The 23873-nt window shown below is 60.8% G+C and carries 23 protein-coding genes; 13 read left to right on the forward strand and 10 right to left on the reverse strand.

The annotated features are described in order from the left end of the window. Positions 1-35 precede the first annotated feature (35 nt). From GGU46_RS00065 to GGU46_RS00075, 3 genes are all read right to left on the reverse strand, one after another. Positions 36-737 carry a metallophosphoesterase family protein gene (locus GGU46_RS00065; protein ID WP_183401567.1) on the reverse strand — a complete coding sequence of 234 codons (702 nt, stop codon included), beginning with the start codon at positions 735-737 and terminating at the stop codon, positions 36-38. Positions 738-831: 94 nt separating this feature from the next. Further along, positions 832-1047 carry a hypothetical protein gene (locus GGU46_RS00070; RefSeq protein ID WP_110976128.1) on the reverse strand — a complete coding sequence of 72 codons (216 nt, stop codon included), beginning with the start codon at positions 1045-1047 and terminating at the stop codon, positions 832-834. Between the two features lie 78 nt (positions 1048-1125). Further along, on the reverse strand, positions 1126-1626 hold the full coding sequence (locus tag GGU46_RS00075) for a hypothetical protein (protein ID WP_183401568.1): 501 nt from the start codon (positions 1624-1626) through the stop codon (positions 1126-1128). A 403-nt stretch (positions 1627-2029) separates the two neighbouring features. Here GGU46_RS00075 and GGU46_RS00080 point away from each other — a divergent pair, with 403 nt between their 5' ends. Together GGU46_RS00080 and GGU46_RS00085 are read left to right on the forward strand one after the other, a co-directional pair. After that, positions 2030-3187: a zinc-dependent alcohol dehydrogenase gene (locus GGU46_RS00080; protein ID WP_183401569.1), complete on the forward strand. Its 1158-nt coding sequence runs from the start codon at positions 2030-2032 to the stop codon at positions 3185-3187. A 15-nt stretch (positions 3188-3202) separates the two neighbouring features. Beyond that, positions 3203-3715: a hypothetical protein gene (locus tag GGU46_RS00085; protein WP_183401570.1), complete on the forward strand. Its 513-nt coding sequence runs from the start codon at positions 3203-3205 to the stop codon at positions 3713-3715. Positions 3716-3943: 228 nt separating this feature from the next. On the opposite strand, the gene GGU46_RS00090 is transcribed toward GGU46_RS00085, so the two are convergent. Then, complete coding sequence (locus GGU46_RS00090) at positions 3944-5170, reverse strand: multidrug effflux MFS transporter (protein WP_183401571.1); 1227 nt, start codon at positions 5168-5170, stop codon at positions 3944-3946. Between the two features lie 259 nt (positions 5171-5429). Here GGU46_RS00090 and GGU46_RS00095 point away from each other — a divergent pair, with 259 nt between their 5' ends. The 7 genes from GGU46_RS00095 (at position 5430) to GGU46_RS00125 (ending at position 10492) form a co-directional block, all read left to right on the forward strand. Next, on the forward strand, positions 5430-5690 hold the full coding sequence (locus tag GGU46_RS00095) for a 4a-hydroxytetrahydrobiopterin dehydratase (protein WP_183401572.1): 261 nt from the start codon (positions 5430-5432) through the stop codon (positions 5688-5690). Positions 5691-5904: 214 nt separating this feature from the next. Further along, positions 5905-6642 (forward strand): 16S rRNA (cytidine(1402)-2'-O)-methyltransferase, encoded by a 738-nt coding sequence (rsmI, locus tag GGU46_RS00100; RefSeq protein ID WP_183401573.1) that lies wholly within the window; start codon positions 5905-5907, stop codon positions 6640-6642. Further along, entirely contained in the window at positions 6642-8336 is a 1695-nt protein-coding gene (gene lnt, locus GGU46_RS00105; protein ID WP_317171819.1) for an apolipoprotein N-acyltransferase, read from the forward strand. Before rsmI ends, lnt begins: the two co-directional genes overlap by 1 nt. Positions 8337-8468: 132 nt before the next feature. Continuing rightward, positions 8469-9263 (forward strand): inositol monophosphatase family protein, encoded by a 795-nt coding sequence (locus GGU46_RS00110; RefSeq protein ID WP_183401574.1) that lies wholly within the window; start codon positions 8469-8471, stop codon positions 9261-9263. An 87-nt stretch (positions 9264-9350) separates the two neighbouring features. Beyond that, on the forward strand, positions 9351-9752 hold the full coding sequence (locus tag GGU46_RS00115) for a hypothetical protein (RefSeq protein WP_183401575.1): 402 nt from the start codon (positions 9351-9353) through the stop codon (positions 9750-9752). 70 nt (positions 9753-9822) lie between these two features. Next, complete coding sequence (locus GGU46_RS21860; RefSeq protein WP_215906230.1) at positions 9823-10023, forward strand: FeoB-associated Cys-rich membrane protein; 201 nt, start codon at positions 9823-9825, stop codon at positions 10021-10023. Between the two features lie 130 nt (positions 10024-10153). After that, positions 10154-10492 carry a hypothetical protein gene (locus GGU46_RS00125; RefSeq protein WP_183401576.1) on the forward strand — a complete coding sequence of 113 codons (339 nt, stop codon included), beginning with the start codon at positions 10154-10156 and terminating at the stop codon, positions 10490-10492. Positions 10493-10597: 105 nt separating this feature from the next. Here the strand turns inward: GGU46_RS00125 and GGU46_RS00130 are convergent, their stop codons facing one another. From GGU46_RS00130 to radA, 5 genes are all read right to left on the reverse strand, one after another. Next, positions 10598-11572 carry a hypothetical protein gene (locus tag GGU46_RS00130; protein WP_183401577.1) on the reverse strand — a complete coding sequence of 325 codons (975 nt, stop codon included), beginning with the start codon at positions 11570-11572 and terminating at the stop codon, positions 10598-10600. A gap of 132 nt (positions 11573-11704) precedes the next feature. Next, on the reverse strand, positions 11705-12358 hold the full coding sequence (locus tag GGU46_RS00135) for a helix-turn-helix domain-containing protein (protein WP_183401578.1): 654 nt from the start codon (positions 12356-12358) through the stop codon (positions 11705-11707). Between the two features lie 221 nt (positions 12359-12579). Beyond that, a complete protein-coding gene (locus tag GGU46_RS00140; RefSeq protein ID WP_183401579.1) occupies positions 12580-13605 on the reverse strand; it encodes an SPASM domain-containing protein in 1026 nt (341 codons plus the stop codon). Positions 13606-13776: 171 nt separating this feature from the next. Next, positions 13777-15231, reverse strand: a complete 1455-nt coding sequence (locus GGU46_RS00145) for a TlpA family protein disulfide reductase (RefSeq protein ID WP_183401580.1) — start codon at positions 15229-15231, stop codon at positions 13777-13779. 278 nt (positions 15232-15509) lie between these two features. Further along, positions 15510-16901, reverse strand: coding sequence for a DNA repair protein RadA (gene radA / locus GGU46_RS00150; RefSeq protein ID WP_183401581.1), 1392 nt, complete (start codon positions 16899-16901; stop codon positions 15510-15512). Positions 16902-17208: 307 nt separating this feature from the next. On the opposite strand from radA, the gene GGU46_RS00155 reads away from it, so the two are divergent. From GGU46_RS00155 to GGU46_RS00170, 4 genes are all read left to right on the forward strand, one after another. Further along, complete coding sequence (locus GGU46_RS00155; protein ID WP_183401582.1) at positions 17209-18612, forward strand: sensor histidine kinase; 1404 nt, start codon at positions 17209-17211, stop codon at positions 18610-18612. Positions 18613-18719: 107 nt separating this feature from the next. Next, on the forward strand, positions 18720-20375 hold the full coding sequence (locus GGU46_RS00160) for an FAD-dependent oxidoreductase (RefSeq protein WP_183401583.1): 1656 nt from the start codon (positions 18720-18722) through the stop codon (positions 20373-20375). A 251-nt stretch (positions 20376-20626) separates the two neighbouring features. Next, positions 20627-21454 (forward strand): metallophosphoesterase family protein, encoded by an 828-nt coding sequence (locus GGU46_RS00165; protein WP_183401584.1) that lies wholly within the window; start codon positions 20627-20629, stop codon positions 21452-21454. Beyond that, positions 21454-22131 (forward strand): hypothetical protein, encoded by a 678-nt coding sequence (locus tag GGU46_RS00170; RefSeq protein ID WP_183401585.1) that lies wholly within the window; start codon positions 21454-21456, stop codon positions 22129-22131. The genes GGU46_RS00165 and GGU46_RS00170 overlap by 1 nt, the downstream gene beginning before the upstream one ends. 185 nt (positions 22132-22316) lie before the next feature. Here the strand turns inward: GGU46_RS00170 and GGU46_RS00175 are convergent, their stop codons facing one another. Then, positions 22317-23687 (reverse strand): lysophospholipid acyltransferase family protein, encoded by a 1371-nt coding sequence (locus tag GGU46_RS00175; RefSeq protein WP_183401586.1) that lies wholly within the window; start codon positions 23685-23687, stop codon positions 22317-22319. Positions 23688-23873: the final 186 nt, after the last annotated feature.

Here is a 23873-nt window from a genome sequence, read left to right on the forward strand (position 1 = left end):
ATGGCGGTACTTCGCTCCTGCACTCCTGCGCCGGCTCATCGCCGCACGCCAATGGGGTAATCGGGCTCAATGTTGGGTTGGAGGTAGAGCGTGTTGGCGTCGAGGTCGAGAGCGGCAAGGTGGCGCAGTTCCGGGTTGTGGCGGTACACGCAGCCAGTATCCAGCCCAATGGCACCCTTCTGCGCCTTTACCTGGGCTTCTACTGTGGTAGTAGGGGTAGGCACGTGGCCATGCACCAGCCGGCGGCCGCCCGTGCGGGAGGCATCAAATACAAACTCCTTGATGTTGAGCATGGTGTGCCACTGCTGCCGCATCTGCTCGGGCGGCTGCCGGAAATCGTAGCCAGCATGCACCAGCATAAAGCCCGGAATATCAAACTGATACGGTAGGTTGTTGATCCAGCGGAGGTAGCGCTCCGGAATATCCTCGGGGCGCTCCACCCCGAAGCTGCCCAGCGTAATTTTATAATCGTTCATAGAGCCCCAGGTCAGCGTGATTTCGCCTTGGGCGGCGCTTAGCAGGTCCTGGTCGTGGTTGCCGCGCAGGCAGACTACTCGGTAGCCGCGTTCGGGCAATTGCATGAGGTAATCCAGCACCCCCCGGCTGTCGGGGCCTTTGTTCACGTAGTCGCCCAGCACGTACAGCTCGTCCTGAGGCCTGAGCTTCAGCTTTTCCTCAATTAAATGCCGGAGGGAAAGCAGGCAGCCGTGGATATCGGTAGTAACGTAGCGGGCCATAGTCAGCAGGCTTCAGAGGAAAAGAAGGGGTAGGGAGGCAAAGAAAAAGCACCTGCCACGGGCAGGTGCTTTCCCTGGTGGGCGCGGGCCCGGTTTAGGCGTACGGCGGCTTGCCGATGTCCTGCTTTTCGAGGTTGCGGTTGGGGTGGCGCTGGGGCGCATCCTGGGCTTCCTGCTCCAGACGGTCTTCGGTTTGGTCGTCGCGGTCGTTTACCGGCAGGTTGCCGGCCCCTTTGGGCTGCTCCGTTTGGGTAGGGCTGCCGTGATTTTCCTTGGACTGCTGGTTGGTGTTATTGCTTTTGTAGGGCATGACGTTCAGAAATCAAGCTTGTTTTCAGACAGGTAATCAGGTCAGGGTAGAAGCCGGGGCAGGCCCGGGCCTGCGGCGCTACTGCACAATGGCCGCGTCGGAGGCGTTGGGGTCGGTGAGGTCGGCGTTGGTGCCCTGGCGGGCCAGCTCCTCGTTGTTCGGCTGAATCTGTTCCATCTGGCCCATGCCCACGCGGGAGTTGGGGTTGCGCATTTCGTCGCGGCCGGGGCGGTCATCATCGGCATCCAGCTCATCTACGGGGCGGCGAGGCTGCAGGTCCGGGTCCCGGTCGTCGGGCATGTCCTGGTTTGGGAGGTCCTGGCGGCCTTCCTCGTTGCTACGCATATTGTCGGCCGGGCGGCCTACTTTATCCGCTTCCTCATTCACGGAAAGCGCGGTCAGGCCGGTTTCGCTGTCGGTGCCGTAGCCTTCTTTGCCGTCGCGGTTGCCAAAGCCGCCGCGGGCCGATTCGTTTTTGGGTGGGTCAGCACCCGGGATAATGTGCCCGGCGGCTAGTTCCTGGTCGGTGGTATCGTCGTTGATGACGCGAACGGGGCGGTTGTTAGGGTCAATGGCCATGGGAATTACAACTAGCAGATTGGGAGAGTGTACAAGCCGTTGTACTGTGGTTTACAGATTTGGGTTTAGCAGACCCAGCGGAAGCCAAAAGCACAGGAGCACCCACACGCCGGAATCAGGCAGTAGCGGACGGCGCCGGCCCTACCACGGCCCTCGCTCGGCTCCGGGAGTGGCCATCCGGCGCACCGAAGGCGATTCAGCTCCGTATTTGTGCTGAGTTTTTACCGGGTAAATACGGGTTTCGGGCTGATCTGTTGGTCACTCGCAACCTTGCCCGTAACGCAGGCAGTACAACAGGGGCCGCTGCCCCCGGCTGCCTGGGTCAGGTAATGAGCCTGATGACCATGAGCAGCACGGCAAAGCGGCCTTACTCATCCCACCAGAACCTTAACGTAGGATTCCTATGCTAGCAATGGACTACCGGGGCCCGAAAAGGGTCCGTGCCACCCAGAAACCCATGCCCGAAATCAAGCATCCGCAGGATGCTATTGTCCGGGTTACCCGCTCGTGCATCTGCGGCTCCGACCTGCACCTGTACAACGGCAACGTGCCGGACACCCGGGTAGGCACCACCTTCGGCCACGAGTTCTGCGGCATTGTGGAAGAAGTGGGCCCCGAGGTAACCAAGATTAAGGTAGGCGACCATGTGCTGGTACCCTTCAACGTGGCCTGCGGGGAGTGCCACTTCTGCAAGCAGGGCATGTTCGGCAACTGCCACGAATCCAACACCCAGGCCAGTGCCGTGGGCGGCATCTTCGGCTACTCGCACACGGCCGGCGGCTACAACGGCGGCCAGGCCGAGTACGCCCGGGTGCCCTACGCCAACGTGGGCCCCACGGTAATTCCGGAAGGTATGGACCCCGACGATGCCGTGCTGCTCACCGACGTAGTACCCACCGGCTACCAGGCTGCTGAAATGGCTGGTATCCAGAAAGGTGACACGGTAGTGGTGTTTGGTGCCGGCCCCGTGGGCATTATGGCCGCCCGCTGCTCCTGGCTGTTTGGCGCCGGCCGCGTTATCATCATCGACAAGGAAGACTACCGCCTGGAGTTTGCCCGCAACTACGCCAACTGCGAAGCTTACAACTTCGAGAAGGACATGGACGACCCGGTAGTGTTCATCAAGAAGCAAACCGACTTTATGGGCGCCGACTGCGTGATTGACGCCGTGGGGGCCGAGGCCGCCGGCAATGCCATGCAAACCATTACGGGCCGCAAGCTGCTGCTGCAGGCCGGCTCGGCCACGGCCATGCACTGGGCTATCAACTCCGTGAAAAAGGGCGGGGTAGTGTCGGTAGTGGGCGTGTACGGCCCCACCGACAACCTGATACCGATGGGCAACGTGCTGAACAAGGGGCTCACCATCCGGGGCAACCAAGCCTCGGTGAAGCGCCTGCTGCCGCGCCTGATTGAGCACGTACAGAACGGCGTAATCAACCCCAAAGCCCTGATTACCCACCGGATTCCGCTGGAAGAAGTGGCCGATGGCTACCGCATGTTCTCGGCCAAGCTCGACAACTGCATCAAGCCGCTGCTGGTTTTCCCTTCTTCCAACATCTAACCCCGACCACTGACCATGGAAAATACGCTGAGAGACCCGCAGAAGCTCCCCGGTTGGGGGATTGATGCGAACCCCGAAAACGACCCGACCTACCCCATGCGGGAACCCCGCATGAACGTGTCGCAGGACCTGGACAGCAAGCACCGCCCGGCTTCTTTGCAGCCCGAGGACGTGGAATTGCTCAAGTCCATTGAGCGCCCCACCGTATCGGCGGTGTTCGGCGAGTCGGCCCCGCCCGTAGGACTGAGCGGCCTGATCCGGCGGTTTGCCTTCAAGTACAGCGAATCGCACTACGGCCACTGGCTGCCCCTGCTGCTCGCCGACCGCGTGAACGTGGTAGAAGGCATCATGGAGGACCTGGGCCAGGGCAAAGTGCCCAACATCTTCGCCGAGAAAGGCTACGCCGCCGAGTGGAAGCACAACCGCACCGCCTTCGTGGCAAAAATGGCCACCATTGCCGCTGTTACCGTAGGCAGCATCCTCATCCTGACCCGCGACAACGGGAAAAAGCACAAGTACCGGTACTAGGTGCTGGTAGGCTTCTGCACTAAAGAAGGCAGAAGCGCAGTAAATGAAAAGCCCCACCATTGCTTTCCGCAAGGGTGGGGCTTCTTTCTGTTAGACTGTGTCAGATAGGCTTAGAACGTCCTGTCGAGCTTGTCGAGACATCTCGCGTGCTGCTGTTGGGGTAGTGTTGCAACGTCAGCAAGCGAGATTCCTCGGCTGCGCTCGGAATGACGTTCTTATAGTAACTTTCTAGTGCACCAGCACCCCGGCCTCCTCGGAGGCGGCTACGGGCTGCCCGACAATCCGGCGGCCGATGAGTTGAATCAGCAGGGCCAGCAGGGCGGTAGCGGCCATAATGGCTACCATAGGCACGGCCGTGCGGGTATTGAACACGCTGACCCCAAAGGAAGCCAGCGCGCCCACGCCCATTTGGGTGGCCCCCATGAGGGCGGCGGCACTACCCGCGTTTTTCGAGAAGGGCGCAATAGACAAGGCCGACGCATTAGGGTTGGCGTAGCCCAGGCAGCACAGAAACAGAAACAGTATTACTACCGTGCCTACCACCCCAAACCAGCCCTGCCAGGTGCCCACCAGAAACACCAGCCCAATAACCGATTGGCAGGCCATAGCCGCCAGCACAATTTGCTCGCTGCGGTAGTAGCGCAGCACCCAGCTGTTTACCTGGCTGGAGCCAATGAAGCCCACCGAGAGCAGGGCGAAAATCCAGCCGTAGGTTTTCTCACTGACCCCGAAGATGTCCATGAAGACCAGCGGCGAGCCCGACACGTAGGCCAGCAGCCCCCCGAACGTCATGGCGCCGGTGAGGGCGTAGGTGAAGAACTGGGGCTCGCGCAGCACCGACCAGAAGGTGGTCAGGATGGGTTTGGGATGCAGGGAGTAGGTAGGGTCAGGCTGGTAGCTTTCGGGCAGCCAGAAGATGCTGGCCAGCAGCATCAAGGCCGCCATCAGAAACAGCACCAGAAACACCGACTGCCAGCCGTAGGCCGAAATCATGTAGCTGCCGATGGTGGGCGCCAGCATGGGCGACACGCTGATAACCAGGGTCAGCAGGGAGAATACCTTGGGCGCATCCTGCACCGGAAACAGGTCGCGCACCATGGCCACGGCGGCCACCGTGGCGGCGCAGCTGCCTACCGCCTGCAAAAAGCGCAAAGCCACTAGCGCATCAATGGAGTGACACAGGTAGCATCCCACTGAGGCCGCCACGTACAGCAGCAACCCCACGTACAGGGGCTTCTTCCGTCCGAAGCGGTCCAGCAGGGGCCCGTAGAGCAGCTGCCCCGCCGATACGCCCACAAAGAAGCTCGACAGGGACAGGGCTACCTTGGCGGGCGTGGTGTGCAGGTCCTGGGCAATGGCCGGAAAGCCCGGCAGGTACATATCAATGGAAAAAGGCCCCAGCGCCGACAAGGTGCCCAGGATTAGAATCAGGAAGAAGTAGCGTTGCTTGCTCATGCAGGGGTAGGAAATGCCACCCGGCCATGGGCTGGTCGGCGTCATTTCAGAAAGAAGAACCGGGGTTTTGAACTAGTTGGGCTTTTAAACCACAAATGGCCCGAGAAGATTAGCTCGACAGGGAAATGTTTTTTGCGAGCTGCTCGGTAAGCCGCCACTGAAGGCGCAAAGGTAAAACCGGGGTAGCAGTTGGCGGCCCGCGTCGATTTCCGGCGAGTGAAGCCTACCTTGCGCTACCCCTTTCCAACCCTGCAACCCTATGTGGACCCAGCACGACAACGCCCTGACCCGCACCTTCCGCTTCAAGGATTTCAAGATGGCCTTCAGCTTCATGAGCGACGTAGCCGAGGAAGCTGAGTACCAGGAGCACCACCCTTGGTGGAGCAACGAGTACAACGTGGTCAGCTTTAGGCTGCGCACCCACGATGCCGGTAACACGGTAACGGAAAAAGACCAGAAACTCGCCGCCGCCATCGACCAGCTGGCCGCTGAGTATGGCGGCGTGGTGCAGGAGGGGTAGGAGACCGTAAGCAGGCCATCCTGATAGAACGTCATTCCGAGCTTGTCGAGGAATCTCGCATGCTCCTCTAGCACGTCATGCTGAGCGGAGTCGAAGCATCTCTACCTCTGACTAATCAATAGCACTACAACGAAGCGGTAGAGATGCTTCGACTCCGCTCAGCATTCGGCTGATGATCTGCCTCCCCACCCAAAGCCCGCTACCTTTGCTTTCTATGACGACTGCTACCCCTGCCCCCACGCTTTTGTACCTGGTACCCACGCCCATCGGCAACCTGGAGGACATTACCCTGCGGGCCATTCGGGTGCTGGGCGAGGTAGATACGGTGCTGGCCGAAGACACCCGCACCAGCGGCCGCCTGCTGCAGCACCTGAACCTCAAGAAGCCCATGCTCAGCTACCACCTCCACAACGAGCACCAGCAAGTGCAGCGCCTGCTGGAGCGCCTGGAGAAGGGTGAAACCATGGCCCTGGTGTCGGATGCCGGCACGCCCGGAATTTCCGACCCTGGGTTTTTGTTGGTGCGGGAGTGCCTGGCCCGGGGACTGAAGGTAGAGTGCCTGCCTGGCGCCACCGCCTTCGTGCCGGCCCTGCTGAAATCGGGTTTCGGGGCCGAGCGGTTTACCTTCGAGGGGTTTCTACCGGTGAAGAAGGGTAGGCAAACCCGCCTCAAGGAGCTAGCCGCGGAAACCCGTACCATGATTTTCTATGAGTCGCCGCACCGGATTGTAAAGACCCTGGAGCAGCTGGCCGAAGTGCTGGGCCCGGAGCGCATGGCCTCCGTGAGCCGGGAGCTGACCAAGCTGTTCGAGGAAACCGTTACGGCCCCGCTCGCGGAGCTGGCAGCCAACTTCGCGGCCCGTTCGGCCATCAAAGGTGAAATTGTGCTGGTGGTACAGGGCCACAAGGAAGAGCGCACCAAAGAAGACCGCTATACTGACGACGAACGATAGTGCTGACACAAACTACTTCTGCTGCGGCCGCCGCGCCGGTGGCCGCTCCTGATAAGCTCCCGGCCTGGCAACCAGCTGTGCTGGCCGTGCTGGGCGCCGTGCTTTTGTGGCTGGGCTGGCCGGTACACCCGGCGGTGCTGGCCTTGCTGCTGCTGGTAGGCTGGGTGCCCTACCTCCGCATGGAGCAGCAACTCACTGCTCACGGCGCCAGCGGCTGGAAGGTGTGGCGCTACAGCTATCTGCTACTGGTGCTCTGGAATCTGTTCATTACCTACTGGGTAAGCTACAGCACCTTGGGCGGCGGCATCACGGCCGTCGTCTGCAACGCCCTGCTGATGAGTGCCCCCCTCATGGCCTTCTACCACACCAAGAAGCGCTTCGGGCCGAAGCTGGGCTACCTCTCCTTACCCATCTACTGGATTGCCTTCGAGCAGCTCCACCTGCACTGGTTCCTGACCTGGCCTTGGCTGACGCTGGGCAATGGCTTCGCCCAGGCCAACCAGTGGGTGCAGTGGTACGAGTACACCGGTTTCCTGGGCGGCTCCGTTTGGGTGTGGCTGGTGAATTTGCTGGTGTTCGGGGCCTGGTTTGGCTTTCGCCGGCCTACCCCTACCCCCCATCCTCAGGGCAAAGCCTCCGGGAGGAAAGTAAGCTGGCTCTGGCCCGCGCTGGCGGCCGTGCTGCCAATTGGAGCGTCTTACCTCATTGGGAGTCAGTACCAGGAGAAGGGCCCCACGGCCGAGGTGTTGGTGATTCAGCCCAACGTGGACCCGTTCAATGAGAAGTTCGAAGGCGGCGCCAACTTCATTTCTCACGACTTGCAGATGCAGCGTATGCTCACCCTCACTGAGCAGAATCTGACCCCCCAAACCAAGCTCGTCCTTTGGCCCGAAACCTCCCTCGACGAGACCTACTTCGAATCGAATATCGATACCTACCCCAAAATTCAGCGCCTACGCCAGTGGTTGAGCCAGCACCCGGGGGTAGAGCTGATGACGGGCCTGACGACGGTGGAGCAGTACGGTTCGGATAAAAGCAACGCCAGCCCCACCGCCCGCTTCCGCGAGGATCTGGGCTACTACGACATCTTCAACGCCGCTCTGCATCTGGGTGGTGCTACCGGCCCGGCCGAGTTCTACCATAAGTCGAGGCTGGTGCCCGGGGTGGAGGGCGTGCCGCCGTGGCTGTCGGCCTTCGTGATTGACCTGGGCGGCACGGCCGGCGGCCTGGGCTCCCAGCCCGAGCGCACGGTGTACCGCACCGCTACTCCGGGCCTGAGCGTGGCCCCGGTTATCTGCTACGAATCGGTGTACGGCGACTTTGTGGGCGACTACGTGAAGAACGGCGCTTCCCTTATCGGCATCATCACCAACGACGGCTGGTGGTCCGACTCGCCGGGCCACAACCAGCACCTGCAGTACGCTACCCTGCGCGCCATTGAAACCCGCCGCGACATTGCCCGCTCGGCCAATACCGGCATTTCGGCCTTCATTAACCAGAAAGGCGAAATCACTCAGCGTACTGGCTGGTGGGTGCAGGCCGCCAGTCGGGCGACTGTTCACCTGAACACCGAACTGACCTTCTACGTCCGCTACGGCGAGCTCATCGGTCCCGCCTGCCAGGTGCTGGCCGTGCTCCTGCTCGTGCTGACTATAGTGCGGGCCGTGCAGAACCGAAAACAACTAGCGGCGTAAAGCCTGTTCTTGTCATCCTGAGCCTAAGCGAAGGACCTCTACCACGTGCCAACCCAAACGGTAGTCACTAGTAGAGGTCCTTCGCTTAGGCTCAGGATGACAGTTTTTTCCCGACGACACTACCTTCGCTTCATGGATTACAACCAACTCAGCTTTCAACTCGCAGCCGTAACGCGCCACGCGGGCCAGTTTATTCGCCAGGAGGCGGCTACTTTCGACCGCAGCCACATCGAAACCAAGGGCGTGCACGACCTCGTGTCGTACGTGGACAAGGAAACCGAAAAGCTGCTGGTGGCCGGGCTGCGTGAACTGCTGCCCGAGGCCGGCTTCATTACCGAAGAAGGCACTGAGGGCGCCGACCGTGCCGAGGAATACAACTGGATTATCGACCCCCTGGACGGCACCACCAACTTTGTGCACGGCCTGCCGGTGTACTGCGTGAGCGTGGGCCTTATCCACCACCAGGAGTTGGTAGCTGGGGTAGTGTACGAGGTGGTGCGCGACGAGTGCTTCCGGGCCGCCAAGGGCGCTGGGGCCTTCTGCAACGAGGTGCCCATCCACGTTTCCGACGTGCCCGAGCTGAACGGCTCCCTGATTGCCACCGGCTTCCCCTACACCGATTTCACCCAGCTCACGGAGTATCTGCAGCTGCTGAGCGCTTTCATTCAACGCTCCCACGGCGTGCGCCGGGTAGGCTCTGCCGCCGCCGACCTGGCCTACGTGGCCGCCGGCCGCTTCGAGGGCTTCTTCGAGTTCAACCTCAACTCCTACGACGTAGCGGCCGGCATTCTGCTGGTGCGCGAAGCCGGCGGCCGCGTCACGGCCTTCCTAGAGGACGGTGACCCCCTGTTCGGCCGCCAGGTAGTTGCCAGCAACGGCTACGTACACGAGGAAATGCAGGCCACCATCCGGGAAACCTGGAAATAGACGGAATCAATATGCTAAGTCGAGAGGTCATCTATTTTTGACATAAGATGGTGACCTCTCAGCTTTGTATACTGGAAATTCAGATCTATGTATAACTATCTTTTTTACAAATCTTATCAATTAGGTCGGGCTTCCGGCAATTATGATGATATGCCTGTTCTAGGTGGGGTAGTCTTTGTTTGCCTGTGCTTTATGCTTAACGTGTTTACTCTATTATTTCTGATAGAAGGAGCAGGTATTCAGAAAATTACACTGCCAGATGAGCGGTTTCGCTTTATCATCGCTCTTGGATTAGTTGGTCTATTCGTGGCTTTTTATCAGTATGGTAACCGGTACGAAAGAGTCATTTCTTACTACGAGGCCAGAGAGCGTAAAGCAGGTATAGGGCTGCATCCTATTCTGGTTATTACCGCGTATTATGTAGGTAGCTTCTTGGTGATGCTGGTAGCCGCATTATACAAAAACAAGGACTGGATATTTGCTCAGTAAGCGAATCTGATTAATCAGTCGGTTACACCAAAGCAAACTTTTCCCGGCGCCACGTAGTTTTGTGACCATCATGTGGATACAGTACCTCATCATCGCCTTGCTCTTTGCCGGAGCCGCCTTCTACGTGGGGCGCATCTTCTGGCGGGCTTTTTTTGCTAAAGACCAAGCCGGCTGCGCCAAAGGGTGCGGCGGTGCCTGCTCCGTGATTGATGTGGACCGGCTGCAGCGCACCATTGAGCTGGCGGCTGCCCGGGAAACCGCCGGGCGCTAGCGGCGCAATATTCTTGCTACGGGATATAACCTGCCCCCGCACTGGCTACGTATAGCCGGTGCGGGGGCTTTCCGTTGTTAGCCCCGCTACCCCCGCACTCTCTCCCAACTCCTATAAAACGCCCCTCATCATGCAAGACAAAGAAGAAGAACGCTCGCTGGTTAACGTAGAAAGAAAGCTCAATCAGGAAGGCTACACCGCTGACTTCAGCGTGCGCGAGGGCCGCCTCTACGCCATGAGCGACGACAAGAAAACCTACGGCCCCGAGGACGTAACCATCGTGGACTTCTACCGCTTCGAGGGCGAAAGCAACCCCGATGATATGTCCATCCTCTACGCCCTGGAAACTACCGACGGCGTACGCGGCACCATTTCCTCGGCCTACGGCACCTACGCCGAATCGGACTCTCTGGAGTTCCTGAAGCAGGTGGAAGACCTGGGCAAGAACCTGAGCAAGAAGTTCAAGTAAGCATATCCGCCCTACCCGTTCCTTTCCCAGAGTGCGCCGCAACTGCAGTTGCGGCGCACTCTGCTGTTTCTGCCCCACCCAACCTCAACGCTACCTACCCTTCTACTACAGCACCAACCCGAAGCGGCCGCCTTTGGTATCCAGGATGATGGTACGCTGCGCAAAAGGCTCGTTGCCGAGCATGCCGCCCATACCCGAAAAGCGCATCAGCAAGCTCTCCTTCAGGCTGGTACCTTCAATGTAGGTCACCGTCCGGAAGGGTACTGCCACGTTGCCCAGCTGCATGGCCGCGGGGGTAGGGGCGGTGTAAGCATGTAGCGTTCGGCTCATGGAGTTGACGGCGGCGTGCCGGACGGTAGCGTTGGGCTGGATCATGGTCTGCCAGGTATCCTGGCTGGTGAGCAGGGAGAAGGCGCTGCTGCCCGAGTCGAAGAGCAACTGGCGTGGCTCATCTTGCACAGTAGCGTTGAGCAGCACCCGGCGGCCAGTGAATTGCAGCGGCACAAAGGCGGCCTGGCGGCTGAGGTTGTCCGGTACGGTAGCCTCCAGGGTAAAGCGCTGCTGGGCATAGTCGAGCACCAGCACCCGGCCTTCCAGCACATCCGTCCCCAGCGTCCCGATGATGAAAGGCTGGGTAGTATCGGCGGGCAGCTCCGCTTTGCCGTAGTCGAATACCCGCATTTTTCGGGCGGTTACCTGGCCGGTTCCTAATCCAAACTGAAAGTTGCGCAACGTATCGGCCTGGGCGGGCAGATTCGGGGCCAGGCCTGGGTGAGTGCCCCGCAGCGCTGCCAATGCCTTGCCGTACATCAGGGAGGTAGGCGCCCCGGTATCAAACTGCACGTAGCAGGTGCGCGGGCAGCCGGGCAGGCGTACGGGCAGCAGCAGGGCGGCGTGCGGGGTGGCGGGCTTCGTCGTCGAGTCGGCCAGCCAGGTAAAGCGGCAGGTAGCAGGTAGGCCCGCAACGGCAAGCTGACTGGGGGCGGGCATGAACTTCTGCTTCATGTAGAAGTAGCCGCCGATGCCACTAACAACCAGTAAAGTCAGTACTCCGAGCAGAATTTTGAAGAGCGGTTTCATGGGACGCGAGGCGTGGTGGTTGATGTCACCAAAAGTGGGGCACTCCCCCCTCTGCCTCGTGCGTCATTCCTGCGTCATTTTGCCGCCATGTTTCGTAGTTAGTTGAAAGCTAGCTGTTTGGCGAATGGCGTGCTACATATAAATACGATACACGTTCAGACGGCCTTGCCGCAGCTGCCAGGCATTGTACCCAATTATTAGCACGTTGAGGGCATAGGTGAGCACCAGCACCACAAGGTACAGACCGGGCATTAGGGCGCGGTGGTTGCCCGCCAGTAGGAGCTGCACCATCACCACCACTAGGAAGGCGAGCGAGCTTCCTACCTGCCACAACACCTGAAAGCCCAGCACTCGCCGCCCTACCTCTGCGGCGTGCGCAATCGTGTGCCGCCGGGTTTTCCACAGCCACCACGGCACCAGAATATTCAGCAGGGGTAGCACCAGAAAACTCAGCGCACTCAGGTTGAGCAACTGCAGAAAGTCGGGGTCGGGGCGCAAGGCGGGGGTAGGGGCCGGCGCGTCCGAAGGAAGTACGGGCGCCGGCACGGCGGCGGGTGCGGGTGCCTCTGCCTCTTCGGCCCGAAAGGCCTCAAGCGGCACATCGAGGGCCGTGGCCAGGGCCTGCAGGGTGTAGCCGCGGGGTACGGTTTCGCCCTGCTCTACCCGCTGAATCGTGCGCAAGCTCACCCCCGATTGTTCCGCCAGCACTTCCTGCGAAAGGCCTTTCCTTTTCCGAATAGTAGCAATACGAGCAGCCGAGAACATAGCAATAGGGTCGAAGAGCAAAAGCTGTCAGCAAGATAGGCTTCTGCAGCCATGCAGGGAGTATGCCTAGCACCTACCAGAACGTCAGTCCGAGCGCAGCCGAGGAATCTCGCGTGCTGACGTCTGATTACTACCCCAACAGCACCACGCGAGATTCCTCGGCTGCGCTCGGCATGACGTTCCTGTAGACGCAGGTAGCAAACCCTCCTAAACTCTTACCCCCGCACCCTCACGCCCTACTCTTACCCCCACACCTTGGTGCCTTCGGTACAGTTGCGGCACATCTCAATTTGGTCGCGGCCCTTGAGCAGGGAGGCGCGGAAACGCTGGTACTTGGAGCCGTGCCAGAGCTGACGGAAGGTCTGGGTTTTCAGGTCGCCGAGGCGGTACTCGGCGTCTTTGTCGAAGCAGCAGGGCACTACCAGCCCGTCCCAGGTGATGACGCAGGAGTGCCACATCTTCCAGCAGTGGTTCACCAGCTTGTTCTTGATGCTCCAGGTACCATCAGCCGCGTTGTTCTCGTAGCGCGAGTAGTAGTCGATGGTCGGGATAAGCGGGGAGCCGTTCTGGTAGTCGTAAATCTGGGCCGTTTTGAACCACACGTCATCTACCCCCAGCTCCTTGGCCAGGCGCTTGGCATCTTCAATCTGGTGCTCGTTGGGGCGCACCACCAGAAACTGAAATACCACCCGCGGCGTCTGCGACTTTAGCTCCCGGCGCCACTTAATCACGTTGCGCGTGCCTTCCAGCACCTTATCCAGCTTGCCGCCCACCCGGTACTGCTGGTACACGTCCTGGGTGGTGCCGTCCAGGGAAATAATCAGGCGGTCCAGGCCGCTCTCCACGGTGCGGCGGGCATTTTTGTCGTTGAGGTAGTGGGCGTTGGTGCTGGTAGCCGTATAAATGCCCTTGCGCGCGGCGTACTGCACCAAATCCAGGAAGTTAGGGTGGAGGTAGGGCTCGCCCTGGAAATAGAAAATGAGATACCAGAGCCGCGAAGCCACCTCGTCGATGGTTTTTCGAAACAGCTCATCGGGCAGCATACCGGTGGGCCGCGTGAAGGAGCGCAGGCCGCTGGGGCACTCCGGGCAGCGCAGGTTGCAGCTGGTCGTCGGCTCGAACGACAGGGCCACCGGCAGCCCCCAGTGCCGGGCTTTGCCCGTGAGCTTGCTCAGCACGTACCCGCCCACTACCTGCGCCCCATTCCAGAGGCGGCCGGGGGTAGCTTTCGAAAAGAAGTTAAGTCCGTCGGTGAGTAGGGAGGCCATGCGGCAGTAAAGGTAGGCTATGGGCTGTCGTTCCGACGCAGGAGAAATCCGGGTCAAGCATTTAGATGCTAATTCAGATTCCTCACTTTGTTCGGAATGACAGGGGTAACAAACAAAAACGCCTTTCGCCGCGCGGCGAAAGGCGTTTTTCGATAACCGTCTGTAGCAGGCCTATTTACCAGACGGCAGGGTGCTGCTGTAGGTATTGGCCTTGCCAAAGGATTCCTTGATTTCGTCCACGGCGGCGCGGCTGCTCAGGCGCTTGGGCTTGGTATTGAGGAAGGTGCCGTCCTCGGCCAGCAGAAAGTAGCTGGGCACATCCTGCACGGCGTAGGCGCGGGCAATGGCCGAGCGCAGCCCGCCGGTAGTACGCACGTGCACCCCCGGCAGCTTCTTACTAACCACCAGCTGCTTCCAGGCCCCCTCGTTTTCATCGAGCGCCACGTTCAGAAACACGATGTTCTTGCCATCAAACTTCTTGATCAGCTCGGCCGCGTAGGGCAGGTCGCGCAGGGCCAGGCCGCTGGTAGTGCGCCAGAAGTTGAGGTACACGAGCTTGCCCGCGAACTGCTTCAGGCTGACGGTGTCGCCCTTGGCCGAAATCAGCTTAAAGTCCGGGGCCGGGGCGCCAATGGCAAAGGCCTTGTGGGTGTCAAAATCCTGGCGCAGCAAGGGGTAGTACTGGTTTTTAGGATCAACCGCACGGAAGTCTTCCAGCATGGTGGCCGACTGCTTCACGTGGCCGAAGCGGAACGACTCTTTCAGCACCCGCCCCATGATGATGGGCTTTACGGGGCCATCGAGTTGCTTTTTGGCCATGTCGTAGCACACTTGGTAGAAATCCGGGTCGGTGCGCTGCTTGCCGCTGCTGGTGGCCAAATAGTGGATGTAGTTGAGCAGAAATTCCTGGTACTGCTCGCTTTGCACGGCCGCCGGATTGTTAATCAGGGCTTTGTCGTTGAGGAAATCGTAGTAGGTAGGCGACACCTTCAGGCGGCTCTCGGTGGCTACCACCTGCTCGCGCAGGTCGGGGAAGGTGAGGCGGTCGTTGGCGTAGCTGTAGGCAATTTCCGCCTTGATGTACTCCTTGAACGCCGGACTCATGCCCTCCATGCCGTTTTCCATGAACTTCTGCTCCTCCTTGCGGCGGTAGTCCAGGAAAGAAATAAAGCCAGGCTCATAGAGCATGATGTTATCGGGCAGCACCTGAAAGCCATCATTCTCCACAAACTTCTCGTCCATCTCCGACATGAACGTGTTGGCTTCGGCCCCGCGGCCCTTGTAGCGCACCGAGCTGGCCAGGTCCGAGCCCTTGAAGCGGACTTCCAGTTGGTTGCCGGGCTCCAGAAACAGGTCGGCAACGTCGTCGCCGTACACCAGGTCGGCGCGGGTAGGGCCATTTACGGTCAGGGCCAGCCGGAACTCGCCTTTATCGTCGAGGCGGGCGTAGGTAATCTGTTCTTTGAGGTCGAGCGGATTTTCGCGCACCGATACGGCTACCGTATCGGACGTGCGGCCGCTGACCTTACCGGTCAGAACCACGGTGCCTTGGGCCCGGCTCAGCAGTGGGGCAGCCAGTAACCCAGCCCAGAGCAGGGCAGCGGCGAAGGTAGATCTAGAGGCCATCGGAAGAGGCTACGTCGGGGTGGGCAGTTGAAACCGACCAACACTCAGCCAGAACAGAATGTTTAGGTCAGGTAATTCGCGGTAAAAGTCAATTCCTGCACCGAAGATACGTCTAAAAGGTTGAGAAAGTGCAATATGGAAGCCTACTTTTTTAGTAATCTGCGGACAGAACCCAAAGTTTTACACGCAGCCAGAAGCCCGATTACAACAAATGCGCTTTGTAATCGGGCTTCATTCTGAGGCGGTTACCTGGCCAGGGGTTGCGTGTGAGCTGCCCCCTACCCGAACAGGCCCGTCAGCACCTCATCCAGCCGCCCCGCCGGGTGCACCCGAATGCCGTAGCGGGCCAGGTCGAGGCCCTTGGCGTTGAACTGCGAAATGTACATTTCGGCGAAGCCCAGTTTTTCCGCTTCGCTCAGGCGCTGATCCAGTCGGCTCACGGCCCGGATTTCGCCACTCAGGCCCACCTCCGCCGCCAAACAGATTTCATTGCGGATGGGCACGTCGTTGAGCGAACTTACCACTGCGGCGCACACGGCCAGGTCCAGGGCAGGATCTTCGAGGCGCAGGCCGCCGGCAATGTTCAGAAATACGTCGTGCTGACCCAGACGCAGGCCGCTGCGCTTTTCCAGCACGGCCAGCAGCATCTGCAGGCGCTTGCTGTCGAAGCCAGTGGAGGAGCGCTGGGGCGTGCCGTAGGTGGCGGGCGTTACCAGGGCCTGCACCTCCACCAGCAGCGGGCGGTTGCCTTCCAATGTAGCCCCAATGGCAATGCCGCTGAGCTGTTCGGTGCGCTGGCTCAGCAGAATCTCGGAGGGGTTGTTCACCTGCCGCAGGCCCGCGCCCTGCATCTCATAAATACCTAGCTCAGAGGTAGAGCCAAAGCGGTTTTTAATGGTGCGCAAAATGCGGTAGGTCAGGTGACGGTCGCCCTCGAACTGCAGCACCGTATCTACCATGTGCTCCAGAATTTTGGGGCCGGCAATGGAGCCATCCTTGGTGATGTGGCCAATGAGCAGCACCGGCACGCCGGTGTCTTTAGCGTACTTGAGTAGTTCGGTAGTGCACTCGCGCACCTGACTGACGGAACCCGGCCCGGCCTCTACAATGGTGCTGTGCAGGGTCTGAATGGAATCGACTACCACCACGTTGGGCTGCAGCTGGTCAATCTGGCGGAAGATGTTTTGGGTGTTGGTTTCGGTGAGGATGTAAAGTCCCTGGTGCTGCTGGCCCAGGCGCTCGGCCCGCATCTTGATTTGCTGCTCGCTTTCCTCGCCCGATACGTACAGAATGCGCAGGTTGCGCAACTGCATGGCAATCTGGAGCATGAGAGTACTTTTGCCAATGCCCGGCTCGCCCCCGATAAGAACCAGGGAGCCCGGCACCAGTCCGCCGCCCAATACCCGGTTCAGCTCCGCGTCATGGGTGTTCAGGCGCGACTCTTCCTCGTAAATAATGTCGCCGAGGGGCTTGGGCTTGGCCGCTTTATTTGCGCTGGAGCCTACCGAAGTTGACGCCTTCCAGGCATTGGCGGCCGGGTTGTTGTCGGCCTTCTCAATTACTTCTTCAACGTAGGTATTCCACTCGCCGCAGCTGGGGCAGCGGCCAATCCACTTGGCCGATTGAGCGCCGCAGTTCTGGCAGAAAAACAGGGTTTTAACTTTGGCCATGCCGGATATGTAAGGACCAGGGGAAAACTAAATAATGCAGCGCGAAGCCAAAAAGTTTGGCAAGAAACACCTTTTTAGCTGGGTTGAGAGGCTTTGCGCCGGGGCAAAGGGTAGGGCGCCGATAGCCCAGCAGGAAAGGCTTGAGTAGCAGGGAGCCAGTACCTTTTTAACCGGCGCGTGCACGGTGCATGCTCCGGCCAGAAAGTAAAAAGATAACCTCTTATCTTATCGTGGTATCGGGGCCTGGTGCTATTTAGCTCCGCATTGTGCTTTTGGTGGCGCTTGTGTTTTCTCCGTACTCTGTTGCATGCCTACTTCTTCTGTTACCCCCGACGAGCTGGCTCGGGTAGCCGTGTTTGCCGACCTGCCCGCGCCTACCCTACAGTGGCTGGCCGACCACGGCGCGCGGCGCATTTTTGCTCCCGATGAAACCATTGTGCAGCCCGGCGACGAAGCCGAGTACATGATGGCGCTGCTGCGCGGGGGCATTCAGTTCTACGGGCAGCGCAACGGACAGCGGGAGCCGGGCTTCCGGGTAGAGGCCGGGCAGGTAACTGGTGTGCTGCCCTATTCCCGGCTGCGCGTTATGCAGCGGCAGGGGGTAGCCCTGGGCGAGACGGAAGCCTTTATGCTGCACCGCAACCAGTTTCCGGAGCTGGAGCAGGTGAGCCCGGAGTTGGTGCAGCGCTTAGTTGGCCTGATGAGCGACCGGGCCCGGCTGGAGGCGCGCACCCAGGAGCGCGACGAAAAGCTGCGGGCCCTGGGCAAGCTCTCGGCTGGCCTGGCCCACGAGCTGAACAACCCGGCCGCGGCTATCATGCGGGCCGCCGAAAACCTGGCCACCCTGCTGCATGCCAAACCGGCTCTGCTGCTGGAGTTTGTGCGGCACTGCCCTAGCCCCGAAACCCTGCAGGCGCTGGCCGACCTGGCAACCGGCCCCGTGGCTGCTACCCCGCCTACCCAGTCGGCGCTGGCGCGGGCCGACGCGGAAGACGAGCTGGCCGATTGGCTGGAAACTCAGGGCATTGCCGATGGCTACCAGCTGGCCGGCGGCCTGCTGGATGCGGGCCTGACCCTGAACCGGCTAGAGCCCGTAGTAGCCGACTTACCGGAAGCCGCCCGCCCGGCGGCCCTTAGCTGGCTGGAAGGGCAGCTCACCACCCGCCGTCTGGTGCTGGATGTGCAGGAAGCCGGCTCGCGTATTACTACCCTCGTTGCCAACGTAAAGACCTACAGTCACATGGACCGCGGCAGCAACTTTGCGCCCCTGGACGTGCACGACGGCCTGGAGAGCACGCTCAACATTATGAGCTACTGCCTGCGCGAGGAAAAAATTACCCTTACCCGGGACTATGCGCCCACCCTGCCACCCGTGAGCGGCCAGGTCAGCAGCCTCAACCAAGTCTGGACCAACCTGCTCGATAACGCCATCGACGCCCTACCCCCCGGTGGCCAAATAACCGTGCGCACCCGGCTGGAGGGTGAGTTTGTGCGGGTGTTTATCATCGATGACGGTCCTGGTATTCCGCCCGAGGTGCTGCCCCACATCATGGAGCCCTTTTATACCACCAAACCGGCCGGCGAAGGTACCGGCCTGGGTCTCGATATAGCCCTGCGCATTGTGGAGCAGCACGGCGGCCGGCTGGAGGTGCAGTCGGAGCCGGGGCGCACGGAGTTTGGCGTGTGGCTGCCGGTAATGGGGCGCAGCTAAGTTAAGGCCGAAACAAAGCCAGTGCTGCCCGATAGCGCATTTCAGTATTCCTTTGTACGGCTACCCTACCCGGCAGCAGCTGTATTGACTAGTCTCCCCTCCTTCCTATGAAAAAGCCTGTTTTACTTTGCGTTGACGATGATCCTCAGGTACTGAGTGCTATTGACCGGGACCTGCGCCAGGAGTTTCGGCGCGACTACCGGGTACTGCGGGCCAGCTCGGGCCGCGAGGCCCTGGCTACTATTCAGGAGCTGAAGGAGCGGGAGGAGCCCCTGGCTCTGATTCTGGCCGACCAGCGCATGCCCGATCTGGAAGGCGTGGAGGTGCTTACCCAGGCCCGCCAGCTCTACCCCGATGCCAAGCGCGTGCTCCTGACGGCCTACGCCGACACCGAAGCCGCCATTCGGGCCATCAACTCGGCCCGCCTCGACCATTACCTCATGAAGCCCTGGGACCCGCCCCAGCAGCTGCTGTACCCTACCCTGCATGATCTGCTCAGGGCCTGGGAAATGACGTACAAGCCACCTTTTCGGGGTGTGCGCCTGATCGGGTTTCAATGGTCGCCCCGCTCCCACGATCTTAAGGATTTTCTGGCCGGCTACCTCATTGGCTACCAGTGGCTTGATTTCGAAACCGATTCGGAGGCGCAGGCCCTGCTGGCCCAGAAAGGATTAACCGCCCGCGACCTGCCGGTGGTAGTGCTAGAAGACGGCACGGCTCTGGCCAACCCCACCGCCACGGAAGTTGCCACTCGCATTGGTCTGGTAGTGCAGGCCTCCCAGGAGCTGTACGACGTAGTCGTTATCGGGGCCGGGCCGGCTGGGTTGGCTTCCGCCGTGTACGGCGCCTCAGAAGGGTTAAAAACGCTGGTGATAGAGCGCCAGGCCCCCGGTGGGCAGGCCGGCACCAGCTCCCGTATTGAAAACTACCTGGGCTTCCCGACGGGGCTCAGCGGCAGTGAGCTGGCCCACCGCGCCTGGAGCCAAGCCGTGCGCTTAGGCGCCGAGTTGCTGGCTCCGCAGGAAGTAGTAGATCTGTGCGTGCAGGACGGCTATAAGGTATTGACCCTGAGCGACGGTAGTAAAGTGCAGACGCGGGCCGTGGTGCTGACTACCGGTGTCAGCTACCGCACGCTGGCCGCCCCCGGTATGGACCGCCTGAGCGGGGTGGGCGTGTACTATGGGGCTGCCCGCACCGAGGCCCGTACCTGCCAGGAGCAGGACGTGTACATCGTGGGCGGGGGCAACTCGGCGGGGCAGGCTGCCATGTACCTGGCTACCTATGCCCGGCGGGTGTACATCGTGATTCGGAGCGCTAATCTGGCCGCGTCCATGTCGGCTTACCTGATTGAGCAGATCGGCCAAACGCCCAACATCGAGTTACTGCCTTTCACGGAGGTAGCCGAGGTGTGCGGCGACGACCACCTGGAAGAGGTAATACTTAGCCGCCAGGGGCAGCTGGAGCGGCGGCCGGCCCGCGCCCTCTTCGTGTTTATTGGGGCCAAGCCCAGCACCGAGTGGGTGTGCAACACCATTGTGTGCGACGCCAAAGGCTTTGTGCTGACGGGCCGCGACCTAGTGACGGACCCGCGCTACGCCACCTCCTGGAAACATCCGCGCCGGGAACCCTACCTGCTCGAAACCTGCGTACCCGGCGTGTTTGCCGCCGGCGATAGTCGGGCGGGGGCCATGGCCCGGGTTGCTTCGGCAGTAGGCGAGGGCAGCATGGCTATCAAGTTTGTGCACCAGTACTTAGATGAGTAAGGAGGGGGTAGGGGTTCGGCAAAAAGAATTTTGATGGAAACTCATACTTTCTGAGGCCCAGACAGCAAGCTGATTTCTGGCTGGGAAAGGCCGAAAAGACCACTCCGCCCAGGAAACGCCCCCAATGAAAGCCTGCTCCCAGTGTTGGCGCAGGGCCTTGCAAGGTCAACAAACCGTAGGCTTCGCTGGTATATAGCGCCGGAGCTATCCCGCCGGGTAGTTTGCCTATTGTTGTTTTTGTGCCGAGGCCTATGCGCTCATTTTTCCGAACCCTCCCCTCCCGTGCGCTCCTGCCCGCCGCGGCTGCCCTGTTGCTGGGTAGCTGCGAAATGCTGGAGTTTAGCCCCAACGACCACCGCGGCCCCGACCGTCAGCAGGACCTGACGGCTAAGAACCTGGCCCGCCTCAACCAGAACCCGCTGCCCGCTGGCGATACCCTGCGCTTTGTGTTTACCGGTGATTCTCAGCGCTTCTACGATGAAGCCGAAGACCTGGTGAAAAGCGTAAACCAGCAGGCCGATGTGCAGTTCCTGATTATTGCCGGCGACATTTCTGACTTCGGTTTCGGCCGCGAAATGCGCTGGGTAGATGACCACCTGCGCAAGCTGAAAATCCCCTACGTCACCGTTATCGGCAACCACGACTCGGTGGGCAACGGGCGCAAAGCCTACGAGGCCATTTTTGGGCCTCTGAACTACTCGTTTGCCTACGGCGACACGAAGTTTATCATGACCGATACCAACGGGCGGGAGTACAACTTCGATGGCAAGATTCCGAACATGCCCTGGGTAAACCAGGAGCTGCGCGATACCTCCACGCGCCGCCACGTTATCATCTCGCACGTACCGCCCCAGGATGAGGACTTTGACCCCGCCGTGCGCGATGCCTACGTAACGGCCCTGCGCAACGACCCGCGCCTGGCCTTCGAGATGAACGGTCACCGCCACGATTTCAGCATCGGGGAACCCTTCAATGATGGCGTTACCTACATCAACTCCTACGGCTTCGAGAAGCGCCAGTACCTGATTGTGACGGTGTGGGGCGACAAGCAGTTCCGGTTGAAAAAAGTACAGTTCTAATGGTACAGCGACTACTCCTGGCCGCCCTGGCGGCTGCTCCGCTGGCCGCCCTGGCGGGCCCCAACGGCCCTGCAACTCTCCTGCCCGACACTACCGGCACTACCCCTACAACCGGCCTGAACCCGGCGCCAGCCCAGGCTGCTCCCGCCGACCCGCTGCCCTGGTACCGGCCCCGCCACCTGGTAGCCCAAACGGGCGGGGGCCTGGGCATGGTGGCCGCAGGCGCCGGCTACTCGCTTAAGGACCGCCTTGATCTGGACATTCTTATCGGCTACGTGCCGCGCAAGTACGCGGGCTCCCGCTTATCTATTTACTCGGCCAAGCTGCTGTACTCGCCCTGGACGCTACCCCTGGGCAAGACCCAGAAGTGGGCGCTTAGGCCCCTGATGGTGGGCGGCTACTTCAGCTACACTCACGGCACCCTCAACGACGAAGAGCCCAACCAGTACTACCGCGGCTACTACTGGTTCTCGACCGATACGCGGGTAGGGCCCTTGCTGGGCAGCCGCCTGAGCTACGCCCTGCCCCCCACGGCCAAGGGCCGCTCCCGTAACGTGTCGGCGTACTACGAGCTGGGCTCCAACGACTTGTACCTGATCAGCTACGTGCAGAACCTGAAGGGCCTGTCGCCGATTGATATTCTGACTCTGAGCCTGGGCCTGAAGCTGGACATCTAGCCTGGGCCACCTCAGCCCCGCCAGGCTGGCTCAGGCCAAACACCTCCGGCAGTCCTACCCCTGCAGCAACGACAAACTCCTGGGCTCCGCTTTGGAAATCAGGGGTTTTTCGTTGTTATAGGGGGTAGGGAGCTACGAGCAGACAGGCCCGCGTACCGTGTCGGGGCGTGGCGTGGGGCGCGGGCCTACCGTCGGGCCAGGTATGTTTCGCGGGCTTCGCGCAGCAGGTGCAGCAGCTCGGTGCGCTGCCGGAGCAGCTGCTCCATGCGGGGCCGCTGCTGCCGGAACAGGCGCAGGGCCCGCAGGCGCCGCAGTCGGCCCGCCAGGTTACCCCAATAGCTCAGCGCATAAAACCCCGATAGGGGCAGGCTCAGCAGGTACAGCAGGGCCCACCCCCAGCTCTGGGTAAAGTGGTACACCAGCGCAGTTTGCCCTACGTAGGCCAGCGTGAACGTGAGCATGCCCGTCACGAGCATGATGGGAGCCACAAACTCCACATCCTGGGTGGCCCGTTTGGCCACCACCGACGGGATGATGTAGGGCAGGTAGTTGTTCAGGGCTCCGTAGAGGTAGAACGGTGCCCCGGCCAGCAGCCGCAGGCTTGCCCCAAAGGCCCGGACCGCCCGGCTGCTGCCACCGGGGCGCGCCTCCAGGGATTCATCGGTCAGGCGCAGCTGGTGCAGCTGCTGGTGGTAGGCCCGCAGCTTCTCCTGGGCCTCCCCAAGGCGGCCGACATCGCGCTCCTCAAAAAAGCGCACGGCCTTAAGCAGGGTACGACTGAGCTGAAAGTTGTCGTAAAGCGTTTCCTCAGCGTCCTGGATAAGGTGCTGGCCGAAGGTGCGCTCCACCTGCGTTACCAGTTCGTCTTCCTCATCGGTGCGCGTGATTACCAGGCGCGACTCCAGGCGGCGGCGGATGTGCTCCGTCAGCACCTCGGCGGCGGCTTCGGGGTTCTGGCGGTACTGCTCGGCGTAATCGGCTACCCGAATGGGCGGGGCCAGGTCCATGAACACATCGGAGCGAAAGCGCTGCGGATCAAAGTAGTTGATGCCCAGGGGCAGAATGTGCAGGCCCAGCTGGAAGTTGTGGCGGGCCTCGGCGCCCAGCGCAATACGGGCCGCCCCGGTTTTCAGGGGCCGCAGCCGCCGCTCCGACACGCTGGTGCCCTCCGGAAAAATCATGATGGTGCCGCCCCGGTCAAAGTAGTCGTAGCAGCGCCCGAAAATCTTCTCGTTGAGGGCTTCCAGCTGAGCCGGCGTCAGGGTTTCGGCCCCGGTTTCCACATCCTGGCGGCGGTAAATCGGGATGGAGTTGCCCGATTCCATGATGGCCCGCAGGATGGGGTTCTTGAAAAACGTGCTCTTGGCCAGAAAGGCAATGGGCTGCCGCCGGTTCACGGCCGCCACCAGCGGGTCCATGAGGGTGTTGGGGTGGTTGCTGGCAATAAGCAGGGGCCCCGGCATGCGCAGCCGCTCCGGGTGGCGCACCTCCAGGCGACGAAAAAATACGCGCAGGGCCACCTGCACGAGGGGCTTCATTACTGTATAAAAGAGCATGGCCGCAAGAAAGCTGTTTTGGGGTGGGGTGGGAATTATACTCAACCATAGCCCCGGAGTTGCCGGATGCCGGGCGGCAACCTGCGCATTTTTCCGCCAGGCTTCTTCCCCACAAGTTACCGGCTTCAGACTTTTCGAGCTGCCCGCGCCCGCGCCGCCAGGGCCCGGCCGGCCCGGGTAGGCGCC

The organism is Hymenobacter latericoloratus, from assembly GCF_014199535.1.
GTDB lineage: Bacteria > Bacteroidota > Bacteroidia > Cytophagales > Hymenobacteraceae > Hymenobacter > Hymenobacter latericoloratus.

What these genes read in the sequence shown, in the direction of transcription:
- GGU46_RS00065 (WP_183401567.1), bottom strand. Translation starts at nt 737, where the DNA reads ATGGCCCGCTACGTTACTACCGATATCCACGGCTGCCTGCTTTCCCTC.
- GGU46_RS00070 (WP_110976128.1), bottom strand. Translation starts at nt 1,047, where the DNA reads ATGCCCTACAAAAGCAATAACACCAACCAGCAGTCCAAGGAAAATCAC.
- GGU46_RS00075 (WP_183401568.1), bottom strand. Translation starts at nt 1,626, where the DNA reads ATGGCCATTGACCCTAACAACCGCCCCGTTCGCGTCATCAACGACGAT.
- GGU46_RS00080 (WP_183401569.1), top strand. Translation starts at nt 2,030, where the DNA reads ATGCTAGCAATGGACTACCGGGGCCCGAAAAGGGTCCGTGCCACCCAG.
- GGU46_RS00085 (WP_183401570.1), top strand. Translation starts at nt 3,203, where the DNA reads ATGGAAAATACGCTGAGAGACCCGCAGAAGCTCCCCGGTTGGGGGATT.
- GGU46_RS00090 (WP_183401571.1), bottom strand. Translation starts at nt 5,170, where the DNA reads ATGAGCAAGCAACGCTACTTCTTCCTGATTCTAATCCTGGGCACCTTG.
- GGU46_RS00095 (WP_183401572.1), top strand. Translation starts at nt 5,430, where the DNA reads ATGTGGACCCAGCACGACAACGCCCTGACCCGCACCTTCCGCTTCAAG.
- rsmI (WP_183401573.1), top strand. Translation starts at nt 5,905, where the DNA reads ATGACGACTGCTACCCCTGCCCCCACGCTTTTGTACCTGGTACCCACG.
- GGU46_RS00110 (WP_183401574.1), top strand. Translation starts at nt 8,469, where the DNA reads ATGGATTACAACCAACTCAGCTTTCAACTCGCAGCCGTAACGCGCCAC.
- GGU46_RS00115 (WP_183401575.1), top strand. Translation starts at nt 9,351, where the DNA reads ATGTATAACTATCTTTTTTACAAATCTTATCAATTAGGTCGGGCTTCC.
- GGU46_RS21860 (WP_215906230.1), top strand. Translation starts at nt 9,823, where the DNA reads ATGTGGATACAGTACCTCATCATCGCCTTGCTCTTTGCCGGAGCCGCC.
- GGU46_RS00125 (WP_183401576.1), top strand. Translation starts at nt 10,154, where the DNA reads ATGCAAGACAAAGAAGAAGAACGCTCGCTGGTTAACGTAGAAAGAAAG.
- GGU46_RS00130 (WP_183401577.1), bottom strand. Translation starts at nt 11,572, where the DNA reads ATGAAACCGCTCTTCAAAATTCTGCTCGGAGTACTGACTTTACTGGTT.
- GGU46_RS00140 (WP_183401579.1), bottom strand. Translation starts at nt 13,605, where the DNA reads ATGGCCTCCCTACTCACCGACGGACTTAACTTCTTTTCGAAAGCTACC.
- GGU46_RS00145 (WP_183401580.1), bottom strand. Translation starts at nt 15,231, where the DNA reads ATGGCCTCTAGATCTACCTTCGCCGCTGCCCTGCTCTGGGCTGGGTTA.
- radA (WP_183401581.1), bottom strand. Translation starts at nt 16,901, where the DNA reads ATGGCCAAAGTTAAAACCCTGTTTTTCTGCCAGAACTGCGGCGCTCAA.
- GGU46_RS00155 (WP_183401582.1), top strand. Translation starts at nt 17,209, where the DNA reads ATGCCTACTTCTTCTGTTACCCCCGACGAGCTGGCTCGGGTAGCCGTG.
- GGU46_RS00160 (WP_183401583.1), top strand. Translation starts at nt 18,720, where the DNA reads ATGAAAAAGCCTGTTTTACTTTGCGTTGACGATGATCCTCAGGTACTG.
- GGU46_RS00165 (WP_183401584.1), top strand. Translation starts at nt 20,627, where the DNA reads ATGCGCTCATTTTTCCGAACCCTCCCCTCCCGTGCGCTCCTGCCCGCC.
- GGU46_RS00170 (WP_183401585.1), top strand. Translation starts at nt 21,454, where the DNA reads ATGGTACAGCGACTACTCCTGGCCGCCCTGGCGGCTGCTCCGCTGGCC.
- GGU46_RS00175 (WP_183401586.1), bottom strand. Translation starts at nt 23,687, where the DNA reads ATGCTCTTTTATACAGTAATGAAGCCCCTCGTGCAGGTGGCCCTGCGC.